Annotated in this window: 10 protein-coding genes and 4 pseudogenes; 3 read left to right on the forward strand and 11 right to left on the reverse strand. The window is 68.3% G+C overall.

Annotated elements, in window-relative coordinates:
- Positions 1 to 36 precede the first annotated feature (36 nt).
- From ABZU76_RS38240 to ABZU76_RS38285, 10 genes and pseudogenes are all read right to left on the reverse strand, one after another.
- Positions 37 to 1,479, reverse strand: coding sequence for a M1 family aminopeptidase (locus tag ABZU76_RS38240; protein WP_354878985.1), 1,443 nt, complete (start codon positions 1,477 to 1,479; stop codon positions 37 to 39).
- Positions 1,476 to 2,852 carry a diaminobutyrate--2-oxoglutarate transaminase family protein gene (locus ABZU76_RS38245; protein ID WP_354878988.1) on the reverse strand — a complete coding sequence of 459 codons (1,377 nt, stop codon included), beginning with the start codon at positions 2,850 to 2,852 and terminating at the stop codon, positions 1,476 to 1,478. The genes ABZU76_RS38240 and ABZU76_RS38245 overlap by 4 nt, the downstream gene beginning before the upstream one ends.
- A 65-nt stretch (positions 2,853 to 2,917) precedes the next feature.
- Positions 2,918 to 7,105 (reverse strand): Pls/PosA family non-ribosomal peptide synthetase, encoded by a 4,188-nt coding sequence (locus ABZU76_RS38250; RefSeq protein WP_354878991.1) that lies wholly within the window; start codon positions 7,103 to 7,105, stop codon positions 2,918 to 2,920.
- 32 nt (positions 7,106 to 7,137) lie between these two features.
- Positions 7,138 to 8,415 carry an aspartate kinase gene (locus ABZU76_RS38255; protein WP_354878994.1) on the reverse strand — a complete coding sequence of 426 codons (1,278 nt, stop codon included), beginning with the start codon at positions 8,413 to 8,415 and terminating at the stop codon, positions 7,138 to 7,140.
- Positions 8,416 to 8,778: 363 nt separating this feature from the next.
- The gene (locus tag ABZU76_RS38260; protein WP_354878997.1) at positions 8,779 to 9,249 is read right to left on the reverse strand and encodes a hypothetical protein; all 471 of its coding nucleotides are present in this window, start codon (positions 9,247 to 9,249) and stop codon (positions 8,779 to 8,781) included.
- Between the two features lie 300 nt (positions 9,250 to 9,549).
- Positions 9,550 to 9,834 (reverse strand): annotated as a pseudogene (locus ABZU76_RS38265) (transposase); the annotation flags it as partial.
- A 241-nt stretch (positions 9,835 to 10,075) separates the two neighbouring features.
- A complete protein-coding gene (locus ABZU76_RS38270; protein ID WP_354879000.1) occupies positions 10,076 to 10,918 on the reverse strand; it encodes a helix-turn-helix transcriptional regulator in 843 nt (280 codons plus the stop codon).
- Entirely contained in the window at positions 10,915 to 11,088 is a 174-nt protein-coding gene (locus tag ABZU76_RS38275; protein ID WP_354879003.1) for a hypothetical protein, read from the reverse strand. The genes ABZU76_RS38270 and ABZU76_RS38275 overlap by 4 nt, the downstream gene beginning before the upstream one ends.
- A gap of 384 nt (positions 11,089 to 11,472) precedes the next feature.
- Positions 11,473 to 12,495, reverse strand: a complete 1,023-nt coding sequence (locus ABZU76_RS38280) for an LLM class flavin-dependent oxidoreductase (protein ID WP_354879006.1) — start codon at positions 12,493 to 12,495, stop codon at positions 11,473 to 11,475.
- A 213-nt stretch (positions 12,496 to 12,708) separates the two neighbouring features.
- The gene (locus ABZU76_RS38285) at positions 12,709 to 13,776 is read right to left on the reverse strand and encodes an NADP-dependent oxidoreductase (protein ID WP_354879009.1); all 1,068 of its coding nucleotides are present in this window, start codon (positions 13,774 to 13,776) and stop codon (positions 12,709 to 12,711) included.
- Positions 13,777 to 14,032: 256 nt separating this feature from the next.
- Here ABZU76_RS38285 and ABZU76_RS38290 point away from each other — a divergent pair.
- Both ABZU76_RS38290 and ABZU76_RS38295 read left to right on the forward strand, forming a co-directional pair.
- Positions 14,033 to 14,311, forward strand: a pseudogene (locus tag ABZU76_RS38290) (acyl-CoA dehydrogenase family protein); the annotation flags it as partial.
- 596 nt (positions 14,312 to 14,907) lie between these two features.
- Positions 14,908 to 15,126: pseudogene (locus ABZU76_RS38295) on the forward strand (acyl-CoA dehydrogenase family protein); the annotation flags it as partial.
- Positions 15,127 to 15,217: 91 nt separating this feature from the next.
- Here ABZU76_RS38295 and ABZU76_RS38300 read toward each other — a convergent pair.
- Positions 15,218 to 15,340, reverse strand: a pseudogene (locus tag ABZU76_RS38300) (transposase); the annotation flags it as partial.
- A 938-nt stretch (positions 15,341 to 16,278) separates the two neighbouring features.
- Between ABZU76_RS38300 and ABZU76_RS38305 the strand changes: the two are divergent.
- Positions 16,279 to 19,050, forward strand: coding sequence for an AAA family ATPase (locus ABZU76_RS38305; RefSeq protein WP_354879241.1), 2,772 nt, complete (start codon positions 16,279 to 16,281; stop codon positions 19,048 to 19,050).
- The last annotated feature ends 2 nt before the right edge of the window (positions 19,051 to 19,052 follow it).

Genomic DNA, 19,052 nt, shown 5'->3' on the forward strand with positions numbered 1-19,052 from the left:
CGGGCGTAGATGAACGTTCTCCGTCGGTCGATGTCGCTATTTGCTGATCGGTAGGGCCCCGGCATTGCGCAGCAGGTCGAGTACCGGGGGCTGGTCGCCGAACGCCTGCGCGAAACTCACTGGTGTGGCCACGCGGTGGGCGTTGGCGACGATGTATTTGCGCAGGTCCGCGTCGAATGCCTGGTCACCGGCGCGGCGGCGGGCTTCGAGCAACACGGCGGCGCCCTGGTTGTAGACGCCTTGGGTATAGCGCGCGAACCCGCCGTGAGCGGCCCAGTAGGACATGGGTCGGCCCATCAGCCCGACGACCCTGTGTGGTGCGTTGTCGTACTGGTAGTCGCCGGCGTCGCCGCCGACGACGGCCTCGCCGAAGGTGGCCAACGACTCGTCCAGCCACGGGTCCTGGGCCTGGTTGTTGCCGACCAGTGAGTAGAACCACTGGTGGGAGACCTCGTGCGCGATCAGCGCGGGCAGGTCGTCGTTCTTGGAGTCGCCCATCTGCAAAGCGGTCGGGTACTCGGTGCCGTCGCCCTGGCCAGGGGTGATGGCGACGGTGAGGTCCGGGTACGGGAACGGGCCGAAGAGCTGGGTCAGGCCGGTGACGGTGTGCTCGATCTGGTCCGCCCACTGCGTGGGGGTGGCCTTGGTGCCGCTGGTCGGGGTGGCCAGGTGCAGGTGGACAGCACCGATGTCGCGGTCGAGCACGTCGTACTGGCCGACCTCGACGGTGACATCGCGGATCGCCGGGGCGTCGAACCGGTGGGTCGTGGTGCCGGGGGTGGGCCCGGTGGCCTCTCCGGCGGCGGTTCCCGGGCCGAGCACTTTGTAGTCGTTCGGTGCGGTGATTGAGAGGTCGGAGAGCATGAAGTCCTCGCTGGCGGCGGTCTCGCCGTTCATCGGAACCGCGCGGTCACGCGCCCAGCCGGAGCCGCGGATCCACGACAGGAGGGGGAATCCCGAGCCGAACCAGGCGGTCCGGGACTCGGGTGAGTAACCAACCCGCTCGTCGGCGTGGGCCCCGAGGGTCAGCCGGAAGTCGAGTTCGGCGTGCGTCGTCTGGCCGGCGGCGAGGCAGTCCCGCAGGGGAATCGTGATCAGCGTTCCGAGTGCCCCGTCCGGGGCGCCGGCTGCCGTCACCTGAGGGGTCGTCGGCTGGCCCTCGACGCCGGCCGACGTGATGGTCAGCGCGTCGCCGGCCTCGTGCATGATCGGATTGTTGGGCCATGCCCGGAAGTCCAGTTCACAGGTCAGGGCGTCCGGGGTGAACGCGACCGACTCCTTCCCAGTCGCCGAGGTGAGGTCGGGCGCGACGTCGAAGGAGAGCCCGACCCGAGGACGGTCCGGCCACAGCCCGCTGCCGTAGTCCGAGACGGCCACCTCCTGTGCCGGTGTGACGCCGGCACAGGAGGTGGCCAGGGCGAACACGGCCAGCAGCGCGGCTACCGTGAGCGGTGCGCGTGTTCGTCGAGAGGCGCTCACGCGGCGAGCGCCTGCTCGCGGTAGGCGTCCTTGATGGCCCGGGCCATGATGGTCAGGGCGATATCCATGACCTCCGCTGTGACGTTGAGCGGTGGCAGCATGCGCACCACGCAGTCGTCGCGGCCGCCGAGCTCCAGGATGAGGCCGGCCCGTAGCGCACGCGCTTGCACCTCCTCCGCCAGCTGCCCGGCGTTGCGGCCGTCGCCTGGTGCGTTGAGCTCGACGCCCCACATCAGCCCCTTGCCCCTGACCTCGCGGACCCCGCGGTGGGCGGTGAGTGGCTCCAGAGCCCGTGCGACCTGCTCGCTGCGGGCCTGCACGTTGCCGAGCAGGTTGTCGCGGCGGACCATCTCGACGGCCTTAGCGCCTGCGGCGAAGGCGAGCTGGTTGCCGCGGAAGGTGCCGGTGTGCGCTCCCGGGGCCCAGACGTCCAGGTCCTGGTGGTACATGATGATGGCGATCGGGAGGCCCATCCCACTGAGGGCCTTCGACGCCACGATGATGTCGGGCTCGATGTCGTACTGCTCGAAGGCGAACCAGGTGCCGGTGCGGCCGCATCCGGTCTGCACCTCGTCGACGATCAACGGGATGCCCAGCTGGCGGGTCAGCTGCCGCACTCGCTGTGCGAACTGCAGCGTGACGGGGTTGACTCCGCCCTCGCCCTGCACCATCTCCATGATCACTGCGGCCGGCGTCGGGATGCCGCCGTTCGGGTCGGTCAGCGCCTTCTCCAGTAGCGCGGCGCAGGTGGCGTCCCAGGTGGCGGGGTCGACGTCGTCGGGCACGCACCCGGTGGGGTAGGGAAAGAAGTGCACGCCGGGCATGCCGTTGGCGACGGCGCCCTTGTTCGACAGGTTGCCGGTCAGGGCCATGGTCGCGTGCGTGGTGCCGTGGAACCCACCTTGGAATGCGACGACGCCGCCCCGTCCGGTGGCCGTCTTGGCGAGTTTGATCGCCGCGTCTACGGCGTTCGCCCCGGTTGGGCCGCAGAAGTGGATCTTCATGTGATCGCGCACCTGCTCGGGCAGCATCGACAGCTGCGCCTCGGTGAACGCGTCCTTGGCGGGTGAGGGCATGTCGAGTCCGTGGGTGAAGACCGACATCTGTTTGGTGGCGGCCTCGACCAGCTCGGGGTGGTTGTGCCCGAACGAGAGCACGCCTGCCCCGGCGAGGAAGTCGATGAACACGTTGCCGTCGAGATCGCGGATGTAGCTGCCCTGCGCCTCGGCGACGACGAACGGGAAGTGCCTCGGGTAGACGCGGGCCCCCGACTCGCGGCGTGCCTGGCGCTGGAGCAGCTCGGCGGAGCGTGGGCCGGGCAACGGAGAGCTAACGTGCGGCTGGGCCGAGGTCAGGCGGGCTGTGGCGGTCATGAGCTTCTCCTGTGGAGTTCGAGTGGGCGCTGGTGAGTGCGTGGTGGGACCGGTGCCGCCGGTAGTCATGCGGCGGACCGGCGCGGGTGCGGGATCCGCGGGCCGCGATGGCGACGGTGACGGCCTCGATCGCCGAGTCGGGGAGGGTGGCGGAGTTGAGCCTCGGGCGTGGCCGCACGGGTCTCGGTGGCCGGGTTGCCGGACCACCGCGTGAAGGGTGCGGTCTCCTCGCCCTTCATCAGGAAGCCGTCCGCCTCGAGCACCGAACCATCGCCCATCGTCACGCCGTAGTGCACGAACGCCCCCATGCCGACGACGACGCCGTCGCCGAGGGTGGTGTAGTCGGACTTGAAGGTGCCGTCCTCGAGCGAGTGGCACTGGATGACGCTGCCGGCGTTGAGCAACACGTCATCGCCCAGGGTGACCAGGGTCTTCTCCGGGATGGTGCTGCCATCGTCGAACAGCCGCTTGCCGACCCGCACACCGAGCAGTCGCCAGTGGAGGGTGCGGAACGGAGTGCCAGCGAATGCCGCTACCGCCAGCACCTTCCAGAGCCGCTCGTGGCGCCAGAAGTTCGGGTCGTGGATGGACACGAACCGCGGGACGAGGCGATGGAATCCGAGCACGACGCGTTCGGCGAACGCGGCCAGCAGGATGTTGAACATCGCGCTGGCCATGAAACCCGCGGTGAGGGCGAGCTCAGCGAACCGCTGGTAGAAGCCGGCGGAGATGGTCATGATCAGCACGAAGGCGAAGAAACGCACGAACCGGAACGCTATGAATACCGCCATGCTGCCGATGTTGTGCCGCAGCTTCGCCGCGAGCCGCCTTCGCCGCTCCTGCGGGGTCTTGAGGTGGTCGAACCGGGAGTCCCTTGCGACCGAGCGCGGGATCTCGAAGGGAGGTGAGCCGAGCAGGCCGACGTTCTCGCGGACCGGCCCGTCGATCGGCACCATGACCTTCGTTGCGAGCAGGACGTTGTCGCCAATCCTGGCACCGGTGGGCAGGGAGATGTTGTTCCCGATGAAGTTGCGCGCGCCGATGGCGATCGGCGACATGCGGAACGTGGCGCTGGAGAAGTCCGCATTCATGATCGAGATCCCGTCGGAGAGCATGGTGCCGGTGCCGACGGTGGTGAGCAGCGCGGAGTCCTGACGGATCTCGGTGCCGAAGTTGGAGCCGGTCTGTTCGACCTGCGGCTGGTGGTAGCCGATGCCGCGCGTGTAAGGGACGGCGGCGGAGCTGTCCCCGAACATCATCATGAAGAACCTGGAGTTGCTCAGCCGGATGATCGCCGAGGCCATGAGGTGGCGCACCCCGTAGAGCCGATAGGTCCGGCCGGGACGGACGAAGAGGCTGAGCAGGCGCGGCACAGTCGTCCTGACGGCCAGGTTCAGTAGTACCCCGGCGAGGAACAGAATCGCCGAGATGGCCGCGATTGAAAGGTAGAAGCGCGAGGAGGACAGCGAGTAACGGGTGGGGTCGAAGAAGCTGGACACCACCGGGAACTCGGCCAGGAGGACCACCAGAACACCCGAGAGGGCTGCTCCGACGACCAGCGTCGCCAGCAGCTGCACCGTGCTGTACCCGAACCGGCGCAGCGATCCCCTCGACGCGTCCGCGAGCACCTTGTAGTCGGTGTCCGTCGGCTCGGCTGGCACCCCGTGCCAGCGCTCGCCTGGCGGGATGCGCTGGCCGGGATGCAGCGCCGAGCTGTGGCCGAGCTGGCCGCCGTCACCGATCTCGACGTCGATGTCGATGACGGTCGCCTCGCCGACGAAGGCGTCGTTCCCGATCGTGACCCGGCCGGTCCGCAGCATCCCGCTGGTGGCGTGGTAGCCGGAGAACGAGCTGGTCCTGCGGATGACGGTGTCGCGGCCGATAGTGATCAGGTCGGTGGCCACCGGGACCGACGCGGACAGGATCGTCGCGCCGCGTCCGACCTTGGCTCCCAGGGCGCGCAGGTAGAGCGAAAAGATCGGGGTGCCGGCGAACAGCACCATCGGGCTGATCGTCAGGAGCGTCTTGACCAGCCAGAACCGGAAGTACTGGACGCTCCACAGCCGGATCTCGCGTGGCGTGAAGCGTCCGATCAATGTCCACTTCGCCAGGATCGGCAGCAGGCAGATTGCGAGGAAATCCACGACGGCGTTGCCGCCGGAGCGCGCGAACACCCCGAGCAGGGTGGTGGCCGACTTGGACCAGACGAATCCCCTGGCGAGCAGGAGCGCCCCGACATAGGACGCCGTCGCCAGCGCCACCAGCTGCGCGGCGCCTGTCGCCAGGTAACGCACTGAGCTCGCTCGCGCCACCTCATGGCGTCGAGTCGCCGACTTCGGTCCGGGCCCGATGACACCGGTCCCCGTCGGGTCGAGCACCTTCCCGAGCCTGCGAATCGTCGGGTTCTGGTAGATCTCCCGCATTGACAACGACGGCAGCCCGCCGGTCTTGCGCACTCTGGCCGAGAACTGGGCCAGCAGCAGCGAGTTCGCGCCAAGGTCGTCGAAGAACTGGCTCTCGACGGACACGTCCTCCAGGCCGAGTGTCGCCGCGAGCGCGTCGGCGAGCAGCCGCTCGGTCTCGGAGGCCGGCGCGACGTGCGTGCCGCCCGCGGTCCGGCGCCGTGACGCCGGTGCTGGCAGGGCCTTCCGGTCGATCTTGCCCGCTGTGGTCATCGGGATGAACGCCAGCGGTTCCAGGTAGGCGGGCACCATGTAGGACGGAAGGCGTTGGCGCAGGTTGTGGTAGATGGTGTCCGGCTCCAACTTGCGCACCCCTCGGCGAAGGGTGTAGTAACCCACCAGCTCGACGGCGCCGGGTGTCGGCTCGAAGGTGTCGACCACGGCGGCCGCCACCCCGGGGACCTGCATCAGGACGGTCTCGATCTCCGGCAGCTCGATCCGATAACCCCGGACCTTCACCTGCAGGTCGATCCGGCCGTGATACTCGATCTCACCGGACTCGTTCACGCGGCCGATGTCACCTGTCCGGTAAACGCGGCCCGATGGGTTCTCCGGCACCCCGAACACGTCCGGGACGAAGGCCTTTTCGGTCAGGTCCGGCCGGTTGAGGTAGCCCTGCGCCAGTCCGATCCCGGCGAGCCCGATTTCACCGACCTCGCCGAACGGCAGAGCGCGGCTCGGGTCCTCCGGGTCGAGGATCACCGCGGTGTAGGTGGGCAGAGGCTGCCCGATGGTGACCGCCCGGTCGGGGTCGAGCGTCGTCCAAGTGGCAGTGACCGTGGCCTCGGTCGGACCGTAGACGTTGAGGAACCGCCGCCCCGGACGGTGCCAGCGACGGATCAGGTCCTGCGGGCAGGCCTCGCCGGACACCAGCAGGAACCGCAGCTCTGGCAGGTCCTCCTCGATGGTGGCCAGCAACGTCGGGACGACACACATTGCGGAGACGTGGTGCTCGGTGAGGAACTCGTGCATGTCCAGGCCGACGAGGCTGGGCCCAGCTGGCTTGGGAACCAGCGTCGCACCCGATATCCACGGCACCCAGATCTCCTCGACGGCGAAGTCGAAGGCGATGGTCATGCCCTGGTAGACGCGGTCGTCGGCCCGGATGCCGTAGACCTCGGCAGCGACCCGGACGAAGTTGCAGATGCTCGCGTGCGAAATCGCCACGCCCTTGGGGCGTCCGGTGGTGCCGGAGGTGTAGATCAGGTAGGCGAGGTCGTCGACGGGATCGCCACGCTCGACGTCGGTGAGCGGGGACGGGGCCTGTCCCGCGATGCGGGCAGCAGCGGCGTCGAGGTAGAGCGGCTGCGGCGCGATGTCCTCGAGGCCGTAGACCTGCTCATGAACACCGGATGTGGTGAGCACGAGATGGGCATGGGCGTCGGACACGATGTAGTGGATGCGGTCGGGTGGGAAGCCGACGTCGAGCGGGACGTACGCAGCGTGGATCTTGGACACCGCGAGCATCGCGACGTAGGTGTGCACGGCCTGGTCGAACAGCAGCCCGATCCGGTCCCCTGCCCGCGCTCCCTGCGTCAGCAGGTAGCGCGCCAGCTGGTTGGCCCGCTCGTCCAGCTCGGGGTAGGTGAGGGTAACCCCACCCGCGTCCACGGCCAGATGCGCGGGCTCGGCGAAGGAGCGCATCCAGTCGACGCGCTCCTCGAACACCTCGTGCAGTCGCTCACCGGGGCGGGTCCGCCGTCCTGGCGAGTACTCGGCGCCGACGAGCAGCGGGGAGCGGTCGGGGTTCGACATGCCGCCGTGACCGGCGTTCCAAACTGATGTTGTCATGAGGGCTCCTTTTGGGAGGGTCGGTCGGTGTCTCACGCCGCGGGGCTGGCTATGAGTCGGGGCTCGGGGGCTACCGGGATGAAGGTCGCGTGCAGCACCCGCACCGCCTCCTCCAGGAGGTTCGAGTCCACGAGTACGGAAACCCGGCCTGGCATTGTGGTGATCAGGCGCGGCGCGATGCCTGCCGCGCGCAACGCGGCGCGGGAGTGCGCGATGATGCCGGGGCGCCGGCCGATGCCGAGGCTGACCACCGTGATGGAGCCGAGGTCCTCGTCGACCTTCGCCGGGACCCCCACCGCATCGAGCGCTGCCGCCGTCTCGAGCGCGCTGACGCCGGGCGTGGTGAACTCGAGCCCGCCCTTGCGCGGCACTGCGGCGCCCATGGCGATGCCGCGTTCGGCCAACGCCGCCGCGACCTCGCTCACGTCGACGTCTCTGACCCCGTACAAGGACTCCTGGCGACGATGCGCGATCCCAGCGACGTCGAAGGCCCCCCGGACTTCGAACCGGCCCCCGGCATGCCGGATCCAGGTGCCGACCTCAGTGTTGAAGCTGGAGCGCAAGTGGATGTCGATGCCATGGGTGATGGCCAGCTCCACTGAGCGCGGCTGGAGCACCGCGGCCCCGGCCTCGGCCATCTTCAGCATCTCCTCATGGCGGATGACGTCGAGCCGGTGTGCGTCTGGCACGATGCGCGGGTCGGCGGTGAACACGCCGGGGACGTCGGTGAAGATCTCGCATTCGTGCGCGCCGAGTGCCGCCGCTACCGCCACTGCGGATGCATCGGATCCCCCCCGGCCCAAGGTGGTGACGTCGCCGCTCTCGGACATCCCCTGGAAACCCGTGACCAGCACGATGGAGCCGCCTGCGAGCGTCTCGCGGATCCGCCGAGGGGCGATGTCGTTCAGCCGGGCGTTGCCGTGGTTGTCATCGGTCCGGATGCCGGCCTGCGCTCCGTTGAGCGACACGGCGTGGGAGCCGAGATCCGCGACCGCCATCGAGGCCAGCGCGCAGGAGATCGACTCGGCAACGGAAAGGAGTGCGTCCAGTTCGCGCAGGGGAGGCCGCGCCGACATCTCGTAGGCCATAGCCGACAGCGCGTCAGTCGACCTGCCCATGGCTGACAAGATCGCCACGACGTCGTGACCGGCACGCTGCGCTGCGACCATGCGCTCGGCAACCGCACGGAGCCGACCATGGTCGGCAACCGAGGTGCCGCCGAATTTCCACACCAAGGGCTTACGATCGCCGACGGTCCGCAGTAGCTGCTTCCCGTTGCCGGTTCCGCTCGCGACAATGTTTGCATCCAATTCGTTCTGCTCCTCAGGTGATCATCGGTTGGGACCCCGGCCCGGTCGAGGACCGGGCGGCGGGGCACGGAACGGATCACGTCCCTTGTGGACGGACCCGACGGCGGCAGCGGGTCGACGGCGTCCGCGTCGTGGACCCGGAGGGCTACCTCGGTCTTACGCGTTGCGAGCACAACTGGCACGGTTTAGATATATCCGTTTTGCCAGATGGGATGGTCAACAGATCGTTTATCAACGCGAATTGAGAATATCCTGAATCCTATGGAGAATTCCGCACGATCTCGCCCGTGTTTACAGTGCTCCAGTTTCTTGGATCACCGTTCCGCACTGGGAGAGAGGGTGCGCTTATCGCCCCCCTGTGAATCAGTTAGTGCTCTTTGCCTGCCATGTACCCAACGATCCATGACGAATGACGGGCTGCGAAGACAGCATCGCCACTAGTAGCGGTACCACCAGCCGCGCGAGGTCGTCGTCGTCCGGGAGATAAGCGAGCAGGGTGAGGGGAGCGCCGAAGATCCAGACGTGGCCGACCGTGGGGAGCCGCTGGTCTTGGCCTTGCGATGATGCACCACCAGGCTCCTTCCCAGGTCGATTACCAGTGGACATGGAAAGGTCCGGGTGGCGGACAGTTTGGTCCGGACAGGCGGGCATGAAATCTCCGGGTTGGCGGACATGAGATTTCCGGGACACGCCCGGATCTGCGGGTGCGACCTGATCGTGGTCGACGATATCGGGATGCTCCCCGCCGGGCAGGAAGCCGCTGAGGCGTTCTATCGCATCATCATCGACGCCGCTTACGAGCGCCGTCCGATCGCGGTGACCAGCAACATTCAACCCAGTGATTCGACTCGGTCATGCCGAAAACCTTGGCGGCGGTTACCTCAACCCTGATCTTCAAATAGTGCCGTTGGTGTGGTGGACAAACGATCGAGACGATTAGATAATCACGGCCACCGTGGACAGGTTGCTGCACACGCGCACCTGGTCCTGACGAAGGGTGAGAGTCACCGTCTCACCGAAGCAATCGCCGGCAAGGGGGGTGGCCGCCTGGCCTAACCGACCATCTGGAGAACCACTGTCCGCCCACCCGGAGAAGTGCTATCCGCCCACTTGAAGTCCCCGATGACCGTTGACAGCGATGGTGATCGGCGCGGAGCCGGCATAGGACTTCAATCCTCGGGCGTCCCGGAACCGGGCACGGTCATCGCTGATCTTGCCGAGCACGCGGGCGCCAGTGAGTGGACTGATCCCGGGGAAGCTGGTCAGGATCTGTGCATCGGGGTGTTGGGTCGAACGCTTGCGCGGTGGCCTCGGCGAGGTCGGTCCGCGGCGCGGCAGGAACCATCGAGTTGCGCCACGAGGGCCTGGGTGCGACGCCCCATCGCCGTCTCGATCAGGCGACTGGTCCGAGTACTCGGCGGTGGTGGCTCCATCATTCGCCGGCAGCCTGAGAAAGAACGCACCGGCGAGGCGAACGTGCCGTGCTCCGATCACGGCCCGCAGTTCGCGTCGTGGGCCTCGGGAAGTGGCTCCGCGACGCCAGATTGCTGGCCTCGATGGGCACATTCTGGCATCGGAATCTTCGCAACTCTCACGCCCTGTCAGGCTGAGATCACTGACCCCGCACCGAAGGTGTCCGTGCTTCGGGGAACCTCAAAGATCAGTCCGGAGTAGCTGTGCCGACCAATCGATGCAGCCGCGCGGCAGTGTCGGTGGTCAGCAGGGGTGTGTAGATCACCACGTGCAGGTCAGGCTGGTCCGAGGGTGTCAGTACGTGTTGCTCCATGTAGAGGTTGCCGACGACGGGGTGGTGGAACAGGCGCTCCCGTGCAGCAAATCCTTCGATGTCGTGGCTCTCCCAGCCGGCGCGGAACGGCTCGCTGGCTTCAAGAAGTCGCTTGACCAGGCGGGAGAAGGACGGGTGGCCCAGCCGGGGGCCGGCTTCAGCTCGGAACTGGGCGAGGAGACGGCGGCTGGTGTCATCCCAGTCGGCCATCAGGTCACGCAGGTAGGGGTCGGTGAATACGAGCCAGAGCAGGTTCCGGTCCGCCACCGGGGCGGTCGCTACGTTCGGGTACAGCGCCTCGTAGGCGACGTTCCATCCCGATACCGTCCAGTCCGGGGCGATCGCGTATGCCGGGTAGATCGTGAGTACGTCGAGCAGCCGCTGGACGTGGCACAGTGCCGTCGGGGGTGGCTCAGATGCGTCGGGGGCGGAGTGCCCGGCAAGCGACAGGATGTAGGCGAGTTCGGCGACGGACAGGCGCAGGGTGCGTGCGATCGCTTCCAGTACCTGCCGGGACGGCGTGATCTGTCGCCCCTGCTCGAGCCACGTATACCACGTGATGCTCACACCGGACAGGTAGGAGATCTCCTCGCGGCGCAGCCCGAGACCGCTTTTCCTCCCGGTCGGCGGGAGGCCGACTTCGGAGCGCACGATCTGCTGCCGCCGGGCTCTGAGGAACTCGCCCAGCGCGCGGCGTCGTTGTGTCTCGCCACTCACGCTGCCCCCAGCTCGTCGGTCGCCTGCACGCGCTCCCAGGTGGACGCGAACAGCGCCCGCGCGCCCTCGCCGGCGGCCCTGGGATCCTCCCCGAAGGTCGTAGCGCCGAGCGCGAACGGGCTGACCCGCAGCCCGGAACGGCCGAGAGTGACGTGGTTATCGGGGGGCATGAGTAGAGCTCCCGTCCATGTCGAAAAGGCAGATTCGGACATCGGTTGTCCGTTCTCCTCATCGAAATGCGGGACGTGTCGCCCTTCGGTAGGCTGATCCGCGCGGGCTCTTGCACCGGCGAGGGCCTGTCCTTCACGCAGCGGTGTGACCGGCTCGGTGACGAGTGTGAGGTCGCCGGCGGCGGCCGGGCCGTTGGGGTGCCGTCGTAGCCGGAAGGCGCGGTTTGTGTGCTGGTGGGTCGCTGGGCCGAGCACGTCGGGTGTCGTGGTCACGAACTCTCCTCATCGTGGTCTCCGGGTCGCCGGTGGGGGCGGCCGTTAATTGCACGAGCAGATCACGCGGGAGTGCGGAGTTAATTGCAATATCTTCGAACGAGCTGGTGCTTATTCCAGTTCAGCTCGTACTTTCGGGGCGACCTCGGTGCCCAGCAGTTCGATGGAGCGCAGTACCTCCCGATGGGGGATCCCACTGAGATCCATCTGCAGGACCTGCCGATTGTGGCCGAGCACGCGTTGAAAAGCGATGAGCCGGTCGGCGATCTCACTCGGATCGCCGACCATGGTCATGCCGCCCGGGGCATAGTTGGTGTCGAAGTAGGCTCGGTCGGGCACGGGGCGGCCGACGGTCCTCAGTACCGAGCTCTCATACCGGTAGAGGTTTTCCTTGGCGGCGCGGCCGTCTGTGGAGATGAAGCCGTGCCCCGCGACGGAGACCTCCAGAGTGGCCGGGTCGTGTCCGGCGCGGTAGCCGGCCTCGCGGTAGGTCCCGGCGATGCGGGCCCAGTGGTCGGCGGTGCCGTTGAGGATGCCGTAGGCGATCGACAGTCCGAGGGAGCCGGCGCGCACGGAGGACTCCAGGCTGCCGCCGGAACCGAGCCAGATCTTCATCGGGGGATCTGCGCGGGGTACCACCAGGACGTCGCGCAGCGGCTGCGCTCGGTGCGGCCCATCCCAGGTGACCTGCTCGGCCGCGTTGACCGCCAGCAGCAGGTCGAGTTTGGCCGCATACAGTGAGTCGCGGTCCTCCAGAGGGTAGCCGTACAGCGGGAACGAGTCGGTCCCCGATCCCCGGCCGGCCGTGATCTCGATACGGCCCGGAGCGAGAGCCGCCGCCGTGGCGTGCTGCTGATAGACCCGCACCGGATCGTCGGTAGCCAGCACGGTTACCGCGCTGCCCAGTCCGATGCGCGTGGTCACGGCAGCCGCCGCGTTGATCACCGAGCTCGGCGAGGAGATGGGCATGATCTGGCGGTGATGTTCCCCCACGCCGAAGAAGTCCAGCCCGACCTGTTCAGCCAGCGTGATGGCCTCCAGCACATCGCGAATCGCCTGCGACGTGGGGCCGAGACGCTCGTCGTCCAACAATGGTGTGTTGCCGAAGCTGTATACACCCAGCTGAAAGGTCATCGAATCATCCTCATTTCGATCGGATCAGTTACCGGAGGCAGCCGCGGTGTTGGCGGCGGAATCGCGGTTCGGGACGGGCAGGCGGGCTCGATGAGCAGCCGGCAGATTTCCTTGCATGTCAGCGCGATCATTCCGGCCGATCGCGGGTTGTTGGCGTCGGACTTGGTGCTGGTCCACTGCTCGTGATGGCGGGCGGTTCCGGGGAGAGGAAGGTCAGGTGGGGTCGGCGATGTGCAGCAGGATCTTGCCGATCTCCGCCCCGGAGAAGACGCGATCGAGCGCGGCGGGGGCGGCATCCAAGCCTTCGAGAACGGTCTCCTCATGGCGCAGCCGGCCGGTGGTGAGGCGCTCGGCAAGGTGATTGATCGCTTCCGGCCAGCGGTTGAGATGGTCGGTGACGATGAACCCGAGCATCGTGGCGCGCTGTATCTGGACCTGGTCGACGTTGACCAGACCCCGCCAAGTGTCGCGGTCGCCGACGTTGTGGTGGGCGATCAACCCGCAGACGAAGACGCGTGCATGGAGGTTCATCCGCATGAGGATGTGATCCATGATCTCACCACCGACGTTCTCGAAAACGACGTCCACGCCCTCGGGCGTCGCTGCGTCGAGCTGGGCCTGCCAGTCGGCCGCCCGGTGGTCGATGCACGTGTCGAACCCTAGGTCCTCGACAACGTGCCGGCACTTCTCCGGACTGCCCGCGATGCCGACGACCCGCGCACCGCGCTCCTTGGCGAGCTGCCCGGCGACAGAACCGACGGCACCCGCGGCGGCGGACACTACGACGGTCTGACCGGGCTGCGGGTCCAAGAAGTCGATGCCGAGGTAGGCGCTGATCCCGGTGTGGCCCAAAACCCCGACGAAAGCCGACGCCGGCGCGGGTAGCGGCGAGGGCAGGACGCTGAGCGGGGCATCGAGCGTCGTGTCGTCGACGACGCAGTACTCCTGCCAGCCGGTGAAGCCGGCGCCGAAGTCGCCGACGGCGACTTCGGCGCGGCGAGACGCGACGATCTGACAGACACCCAAGCCACGCATGACCGCGTCGATCGGCACCGCAGGCATGAACGGGCGGTCGTGGTCCATCCAGATGCGGCTCGCCGGGTCGACCGACAGGAAGAGGGTGCGGGCGAGGGCCTGTCCTTCACGCAGCGGTGTGACCGGCTCGGTGACGAGTGTGAGGTCGCCGGCGGCGGCCGGACCGTTGGGGCGCCGTCGTAGCCGGAAGGCGCGGTTTGTGTGCTGGTGGGTCGCTGGGCCGAGCACGTCGGGTGTCGTGGTCACGAACTCTCCTCATCGTGGTCTCCGGGTCGCCGGTGGGGGCGGCCGAACAGCAGTCAACAGAGATCCTCGGTGCGCGGTCACGGTGCGGTTTGACCGTGCGCGCACGACACCTGGCGTGAGCGCGCACATATGCCCCAAAGCGTCCTCCGTGCGCGACGAGCCAACCGCGGTGCGCGCTGGTGCTAGTCGAGCGGAGAAGGCACGGGTCAGGGTGGGCTCGGCCGGCGGTACAACGCCTTGAACCGCAGGAGGAACGATGCCGATCGACTTCACACCGACAGAGGAGCAGCGCCTGCTCCGTGCTCGCGCCCGGGAGTTCGCCCGCGACGTGCTCAGCGGCGTCGGCCCGGCCACGCGCCACCTCCCGGCGGCGGAGGAGCGGCACCGGGCGACGCTGCCGTTCTACCAGCAGATGGTCGAGGTCGGCTTCCTGCGTCAGTTGGTGCCCGAGGAGCTCGGCGGCGATGGTACCGGCGCCGTCACCGTCGCGATCCTCGCCGAGGAACTGATCGCCGGCGATCCGAGCGCCGCGCTGTCGTTGTTCTCGACGTCGCTGGGCCTCGCGCCGGTGCTGCGAGGTCGCACACCCGAGCAGCCAGCAACGCCTCCTCACCCCGTTTCTCAGGACGCAGGGCGCACCGGTGGCGTCCCTGGCGTTCAGCGAACCGGGCGGCAATGCCAACTTCGACTCCGTCGAGCCCGGTACCGGGCTGTGTACGACCATGCGACGCCGCGGCCGACACTGGATCATCGACGGCAGCAAGCAGCGGGTGTCGGGTGCCACGGGCTGGGACGGAACCGGGCCGACCCTGATGACCGTCGCGTGCCGCGCCGGGGCGGGGCGCTTACCGGAGGAGTCGCTGGCCGTCGCCGCCGTCGAGGGGTCGATCGAGGGGCTGCAGATCACCGGCTCATTCGATCCGCTCGGCCACCGGGCCCTGCTGCTTCGGCAGTTCGACCTCGTCGACGTGACGGTGCCGGCAGACAACATCATCGGCGAACCCGGCACCGGGCTCACGTTGATCAATGCCGCGTTCGGGGGCGCCGCCGTCGGGGCGTGTGCCGTCCGGGTGATGCGCGGCTTTCGCATTCGCGCTGGACTTCGCCCGCTCCGACCGCCGCGGCGGGTCGGTGCCGATCATCGACCACCAGGGCGTGGCCTTCGTGCTCGCGGACGTCAAGACGCGCATCGAGGCGACCCGGGCGTTGGCCTGGCGGGCCTGCGTGGCCGCGGACCTGCGCGACCCGAACGCCGAGGAGCGCGGCATCCACGCCAAGGTTTTCGGCTCCGAGGCGGCGGTGCAGTCGCTCGTCGATCTGATGCGTGTCATCGGTATCGAGTCCTACAGCCACGAGATGCCGCTGGCCGGGCTGATGGCCGACGCGCTTGCCTATCCGTTGATGAGCGGCGGCAACATCGGGTTGAGGATCCGGTCGAACTGGCGTGCACCGATGTGGCGTGGGGCTGGTCGTAGACCGAGCGCAACAGCGCCCGCAGCCACGGTCAGCTGCTCTTCGGCGTCCCTGCCATCAGCTTCGCCGCACAATGCGTTCTGCACCTTTGCCCACCTAGCGCCTAGCAGGGTCCCTCACCGGCCGGTACACGCTCGCTACTGCAACGGCTCTGCCCGAACGCCTCGTCCGCGGTCACCAACCCCGACAGGACACCTGCCGCACGAGCCGATCGAGCGAGTCCAGCAGACGGGAGCGCGGCTCGTGACCTTCGAGATTGCCGATGCCAGCTCCCGGGCCTTCTCCAGCTTGAACGGCACGGGGTCGACCACGACGACGTTCTGCGCCCCGGCGCGAGCCGCTACGACGGTACCTGGGCTGATGTCGCGTCGGTCCGGGCCACGCGCGGGACGCGGGCGCTTCCGATCGGGTCGGTCGGTGATTCCTACGGTAGTGCGATGGCCGAGCCGTCCAACTCGCTGTTCAAGGCGGAACTCGTCCGGAACAAGGGCCCGTGGCGGGGGATCGACGACTCGAAACCGCGGTGGCCGAGTGACTGGAACAACCACCGTCGCCTCCACAGCGAGCTCGGCCTGAACCCACTCGGCGGCGGACGCTGCCGCGAGATGCAATCGGCACGGCCAGGCCGACGGCCCCTACAACTCGCGCAGCGCCGGGTGCCCTGCCGTAGTAAAGGGGTGCGGTCGGTCACGCCGCTCCCCAGCGCGTGACCGACCGGTGGCAACGCTCGACCGACCGGAATTCCGGCGTGGTTGACCGATGGCCTGTAACGGGATCAGAGTGCCGTTGGCTGCTGTCAAGCGGATCGGCGTGGTCGTGCGCGCCCAGGACCATCGGCGCGGTCAGGAACCGTCAGAAGCACAGCGTCATCAGCACCGGCAGCACCCTTTCCTGGCCCGCGGCGACTGGGATCCGTTGGAAGCGCGCCGGGCGTCGAGTTCGTGGGACACGTAGTCCCTGTCGGCCATGACCGTCAGCGAATCGACGGACATCTTGCCAGTCCAGCCGCCGTCCCGGCTACCATCGGGCATGGCTGTGTCCACGGGCCATCCCGGGTCTGGGCTGCGTGGCCGGCGCCATGAGTGCGACGTGCTGGATCGGATGCTAGACGGGGTCCGTGCCGGTCGGAGTTCGGTGCTGGTCCTGCGCGGCGAGTCCGGCGTCGGGAAGACAGCCCTGTTGGACTATCTGCGAGGGCGGGCGTCGGGCTGCCGGATCGCCCAGGTCGGTGGCGTGGAGTCGGAGATGGAGCTGGCCCTCGCCGGGCTGCATCAGTTGTGCGCACCGATGCTCGAGCGGCTGCAGGACTTGCCGGGTCCGCAGCGGGACGCACTACGCGTCGCGTTCGGGCTGCACGAAGGGGGTGTCCCTACTCGCTTGGTGGTGGGCGTGGCGGTCCTGACGTTGCTGTCCGAGGTGGCGACCGCGCAGCCGCTGGTGTGCCTCATCGATGACGCGCAGTGGCTGGATCGGGCCTCGGTACAGGCGCTGGCATTCGTAGCGCGACGCATGCAAGCCGATCCCGTTGCCCTGGTGTTCGTAGTGCGTGAGCCCAGTGACGACCGAGAACTGAATGGCCTGCCGGAGCTGGTGGTCGAAGGGCTCGGCAATGGCGACGCCCGGCTGTTGTTGACCTCGGCGATCCACGGGCGGCTGGACGAGCGGGTAGTGGACCGGATCATTGCAGAGACGCGCGGCAACCCGCTCGGTCTGCTGGAGCTGCCCCATGGACTGACACCAGCGGAGCTGGCAGGTGGCTTCGGCCTTCCCGACGCGTGGCCCCTCACAAGTCGGATCGAGCAGAGTTTCCGGCGCCGGCTGCAGTCGCTTCCACAGCATACGCAGCAGCTCCTGCTCGCCGCGGCGGCCGAACCGCTCGGCGACGCGAGCCTCCTGTGGCGAGCGGCCGAGCGGCTTGGGATCGGAGCCGACGCGGCCACCCCGGCCGAGGACGCGGGGTTGATCAAGCTCGGGGCCCGGGTGCGGTTTCGTCATCCGCTGGTGCGCTCGGCGACCTATCGGGCGGCCTACTTGCGCGACCGTCATGAGGTTCATCGTGCGTTGGCCGAGGTGACCGACCCGCAGACAGATCCCGATCGGCGGGCCTGGCACCGCGCCCGCGCGGCAGACAGGCCGGACGAGGCCGTGGCCACCGAACTCGAGCGCTCGGCCGACCGCGCCCGGAGCCGCGGCGGGATCGCGGCGTCCGCCGCCTTTCTGGAGCGGGCGACCGAGCTCACGCCCGATCCGACCCGGCGGGGGGAGCGGGCGCTGGCCGCAGCGCAGGCCAAGTACCAGACCGGGGCGCCCGACGCGGCGTTAGGACTGCTCACGACGGCGGAGCTGGGCCCACTCGAGGAGCTTCAGCGCGCCAGGGTGGACCTGCTGCGGGCCCAAATCGCGTTTGCGCGAACACGCGGCAGCGACCCTCCCCTCCTGCTGCTCGCCGCTGCTGAACGCCTCGGACCGCTCGACCCGCGGCTTGCCCGCGAGACGTACCTCCAAGCACTCGAAGCCGCGATTGCCGCCGGCCGCCTCGGCGGCGGGGTGGCCTCCGTGGCCGAGGCCGCCCGCAGGGCGCCCCCGGCAGCGCAGCTGCCCCGACCCGTCGACCCACTCCTAGACGGCCTGGCGATGCGGTTCACCGAAGGCTATGCAGCAGCCGTTCCGCTGCTCCGGCGAGCGCTGCAGGCGTTCCGCGACGGGGATGGCCGCGATGAGGACGACCTGCGCTGGTATTCGCTTGCCTGCCGCATCGCAACGGACCTGTGGGACGACGAGGCCTGTCATCAGCTGGCCACCCGCGCAGTCCGGCTCGCGCGCGATGCCGGCGCACTCACCGTCCTTGACATCGTGCTCGCCCACCGTGTCAACGTGCACATGCGCGCCGGCGAGCTCGCCCCCGCGTCGGAACTGATCGACGAGGCGGAGGCGATCACCCACGTTGTTGGGAACGCGCCTCACCTTCTCTCGCTGATGCTCGCAGCCTGGTGCGGCCGGCAGGCCGAGGCGGTGGCACTGAGCGAGGCCTCGGTTCAGAACGCGACCGCCAGGGGTGAGGGCATCGCCATCACGTTGGCGGACTACGCGACCGCGGTGCTGAACAACGGTCTCGGCCACTACGCGGCTGCGCTAGACGCCGCCCAACGCGCATGCGCTCATGACGATCTGAGCCTGTTCGGGTGGGCGCTGGTCGAGTTGGTCGAGGCGGCTGCACGCAGCGGCCGCCCCGACATTGCCGCCGACGCCCTGCGACTGCTCGGCGAACGCACCCAAGCCAGCGGCACCGACTGGGCCCTCGGGATCGAGGCCTGCTCCAGGGCCATGCTCAGCGAGGGGCCGGCCGCCGAGGACTTGTACCAGGAGGCCATCGACCGGCTGGCTCGCACCCGCGTCGCGATGCATCTGGCGCGAGCCCACCTGATCTACGGCGAATGGCTGCGCCGGGAGAACCGGATTCTGGACGCCCGCGAGCAACTTCATCGCGCCCACGCCGCGTTCAGCCGCTTCGGTGCCGGGGCGTTCGCCGAGCGCGCTCGCCGCGAGCTCCTCGCGACCGGCGAGACGGTACACAAACCCGCGGCCGACACGGTAATCGCACTCACCGCACAAGAAGCGCAGATCGCCCGGCTTGCCCGCGCCGGACACACCAACCCCGAGATCGGCGCCCAGCTGTTCCTCAGCCCCCGCACCGTGGAGTGGCACCTACGCAAAGTGTTCACCAAGCTCGACATAAGCTCCCGAAAAGAGCTCCGACAGGCACTCCCCGACCCAGAAGGGTCGGTTGCCTTTCCGGTGTAGCC

The sequence above is a fragment of the Amycolatopsis sp. NPDC005232 genome (genome assembly GCF_040607795.1).
In the GTDB taxonomy this organism is placed as follows: domain Bacteria; phylum Actinomycetota; class Actinomycetes; order Mycobacteriales; family Pseudonocardiaceae; genus Amycolatopsis.

What these genes read in the sequence shown, in the direction of transcription:
- ABZU76_RS38245 (WP_354878988.1), bottom strand. Translation starts at nt 2,852, where the DNA reads ATGACCGCCACAGCCCGCCTGACCTCGGCCCAGCCGCACGTTAGCTCT.
- ABZU76_RS38250 (WP_354878991.1), bottom strand. Translation starts at nt 7,105, where the DNA reads ATGACAACATCAGTTTGGAACGCCGGTCACGGCGGCATGTCGAACCCC.
- ABZU76_RS38280 (WP_354879006.1), bottom strand. Translation starts at nt 12,495, where the DNA reads ATGACCTTTCAGCTGGGTGTATACAGCTTCGGCAACACACCATTGTTG.
- ABZU76_RS38305 (WP_354879241.1), top strand. Translation starts at nt 16,279, where the DNA reads ATGGCTGTGTCCACGGGCCATCCCGGGTCTGGGCTGCGTGGCCGGCGC.
- ABZU76_RS38275 (WP_354879003.1), bottom strand. Translation starts at nt 11,088, where the DNA reads ATGCCCCCCGATAACCACGTCACTCTCGGCCGTTCCGGGCTGCGGGTC.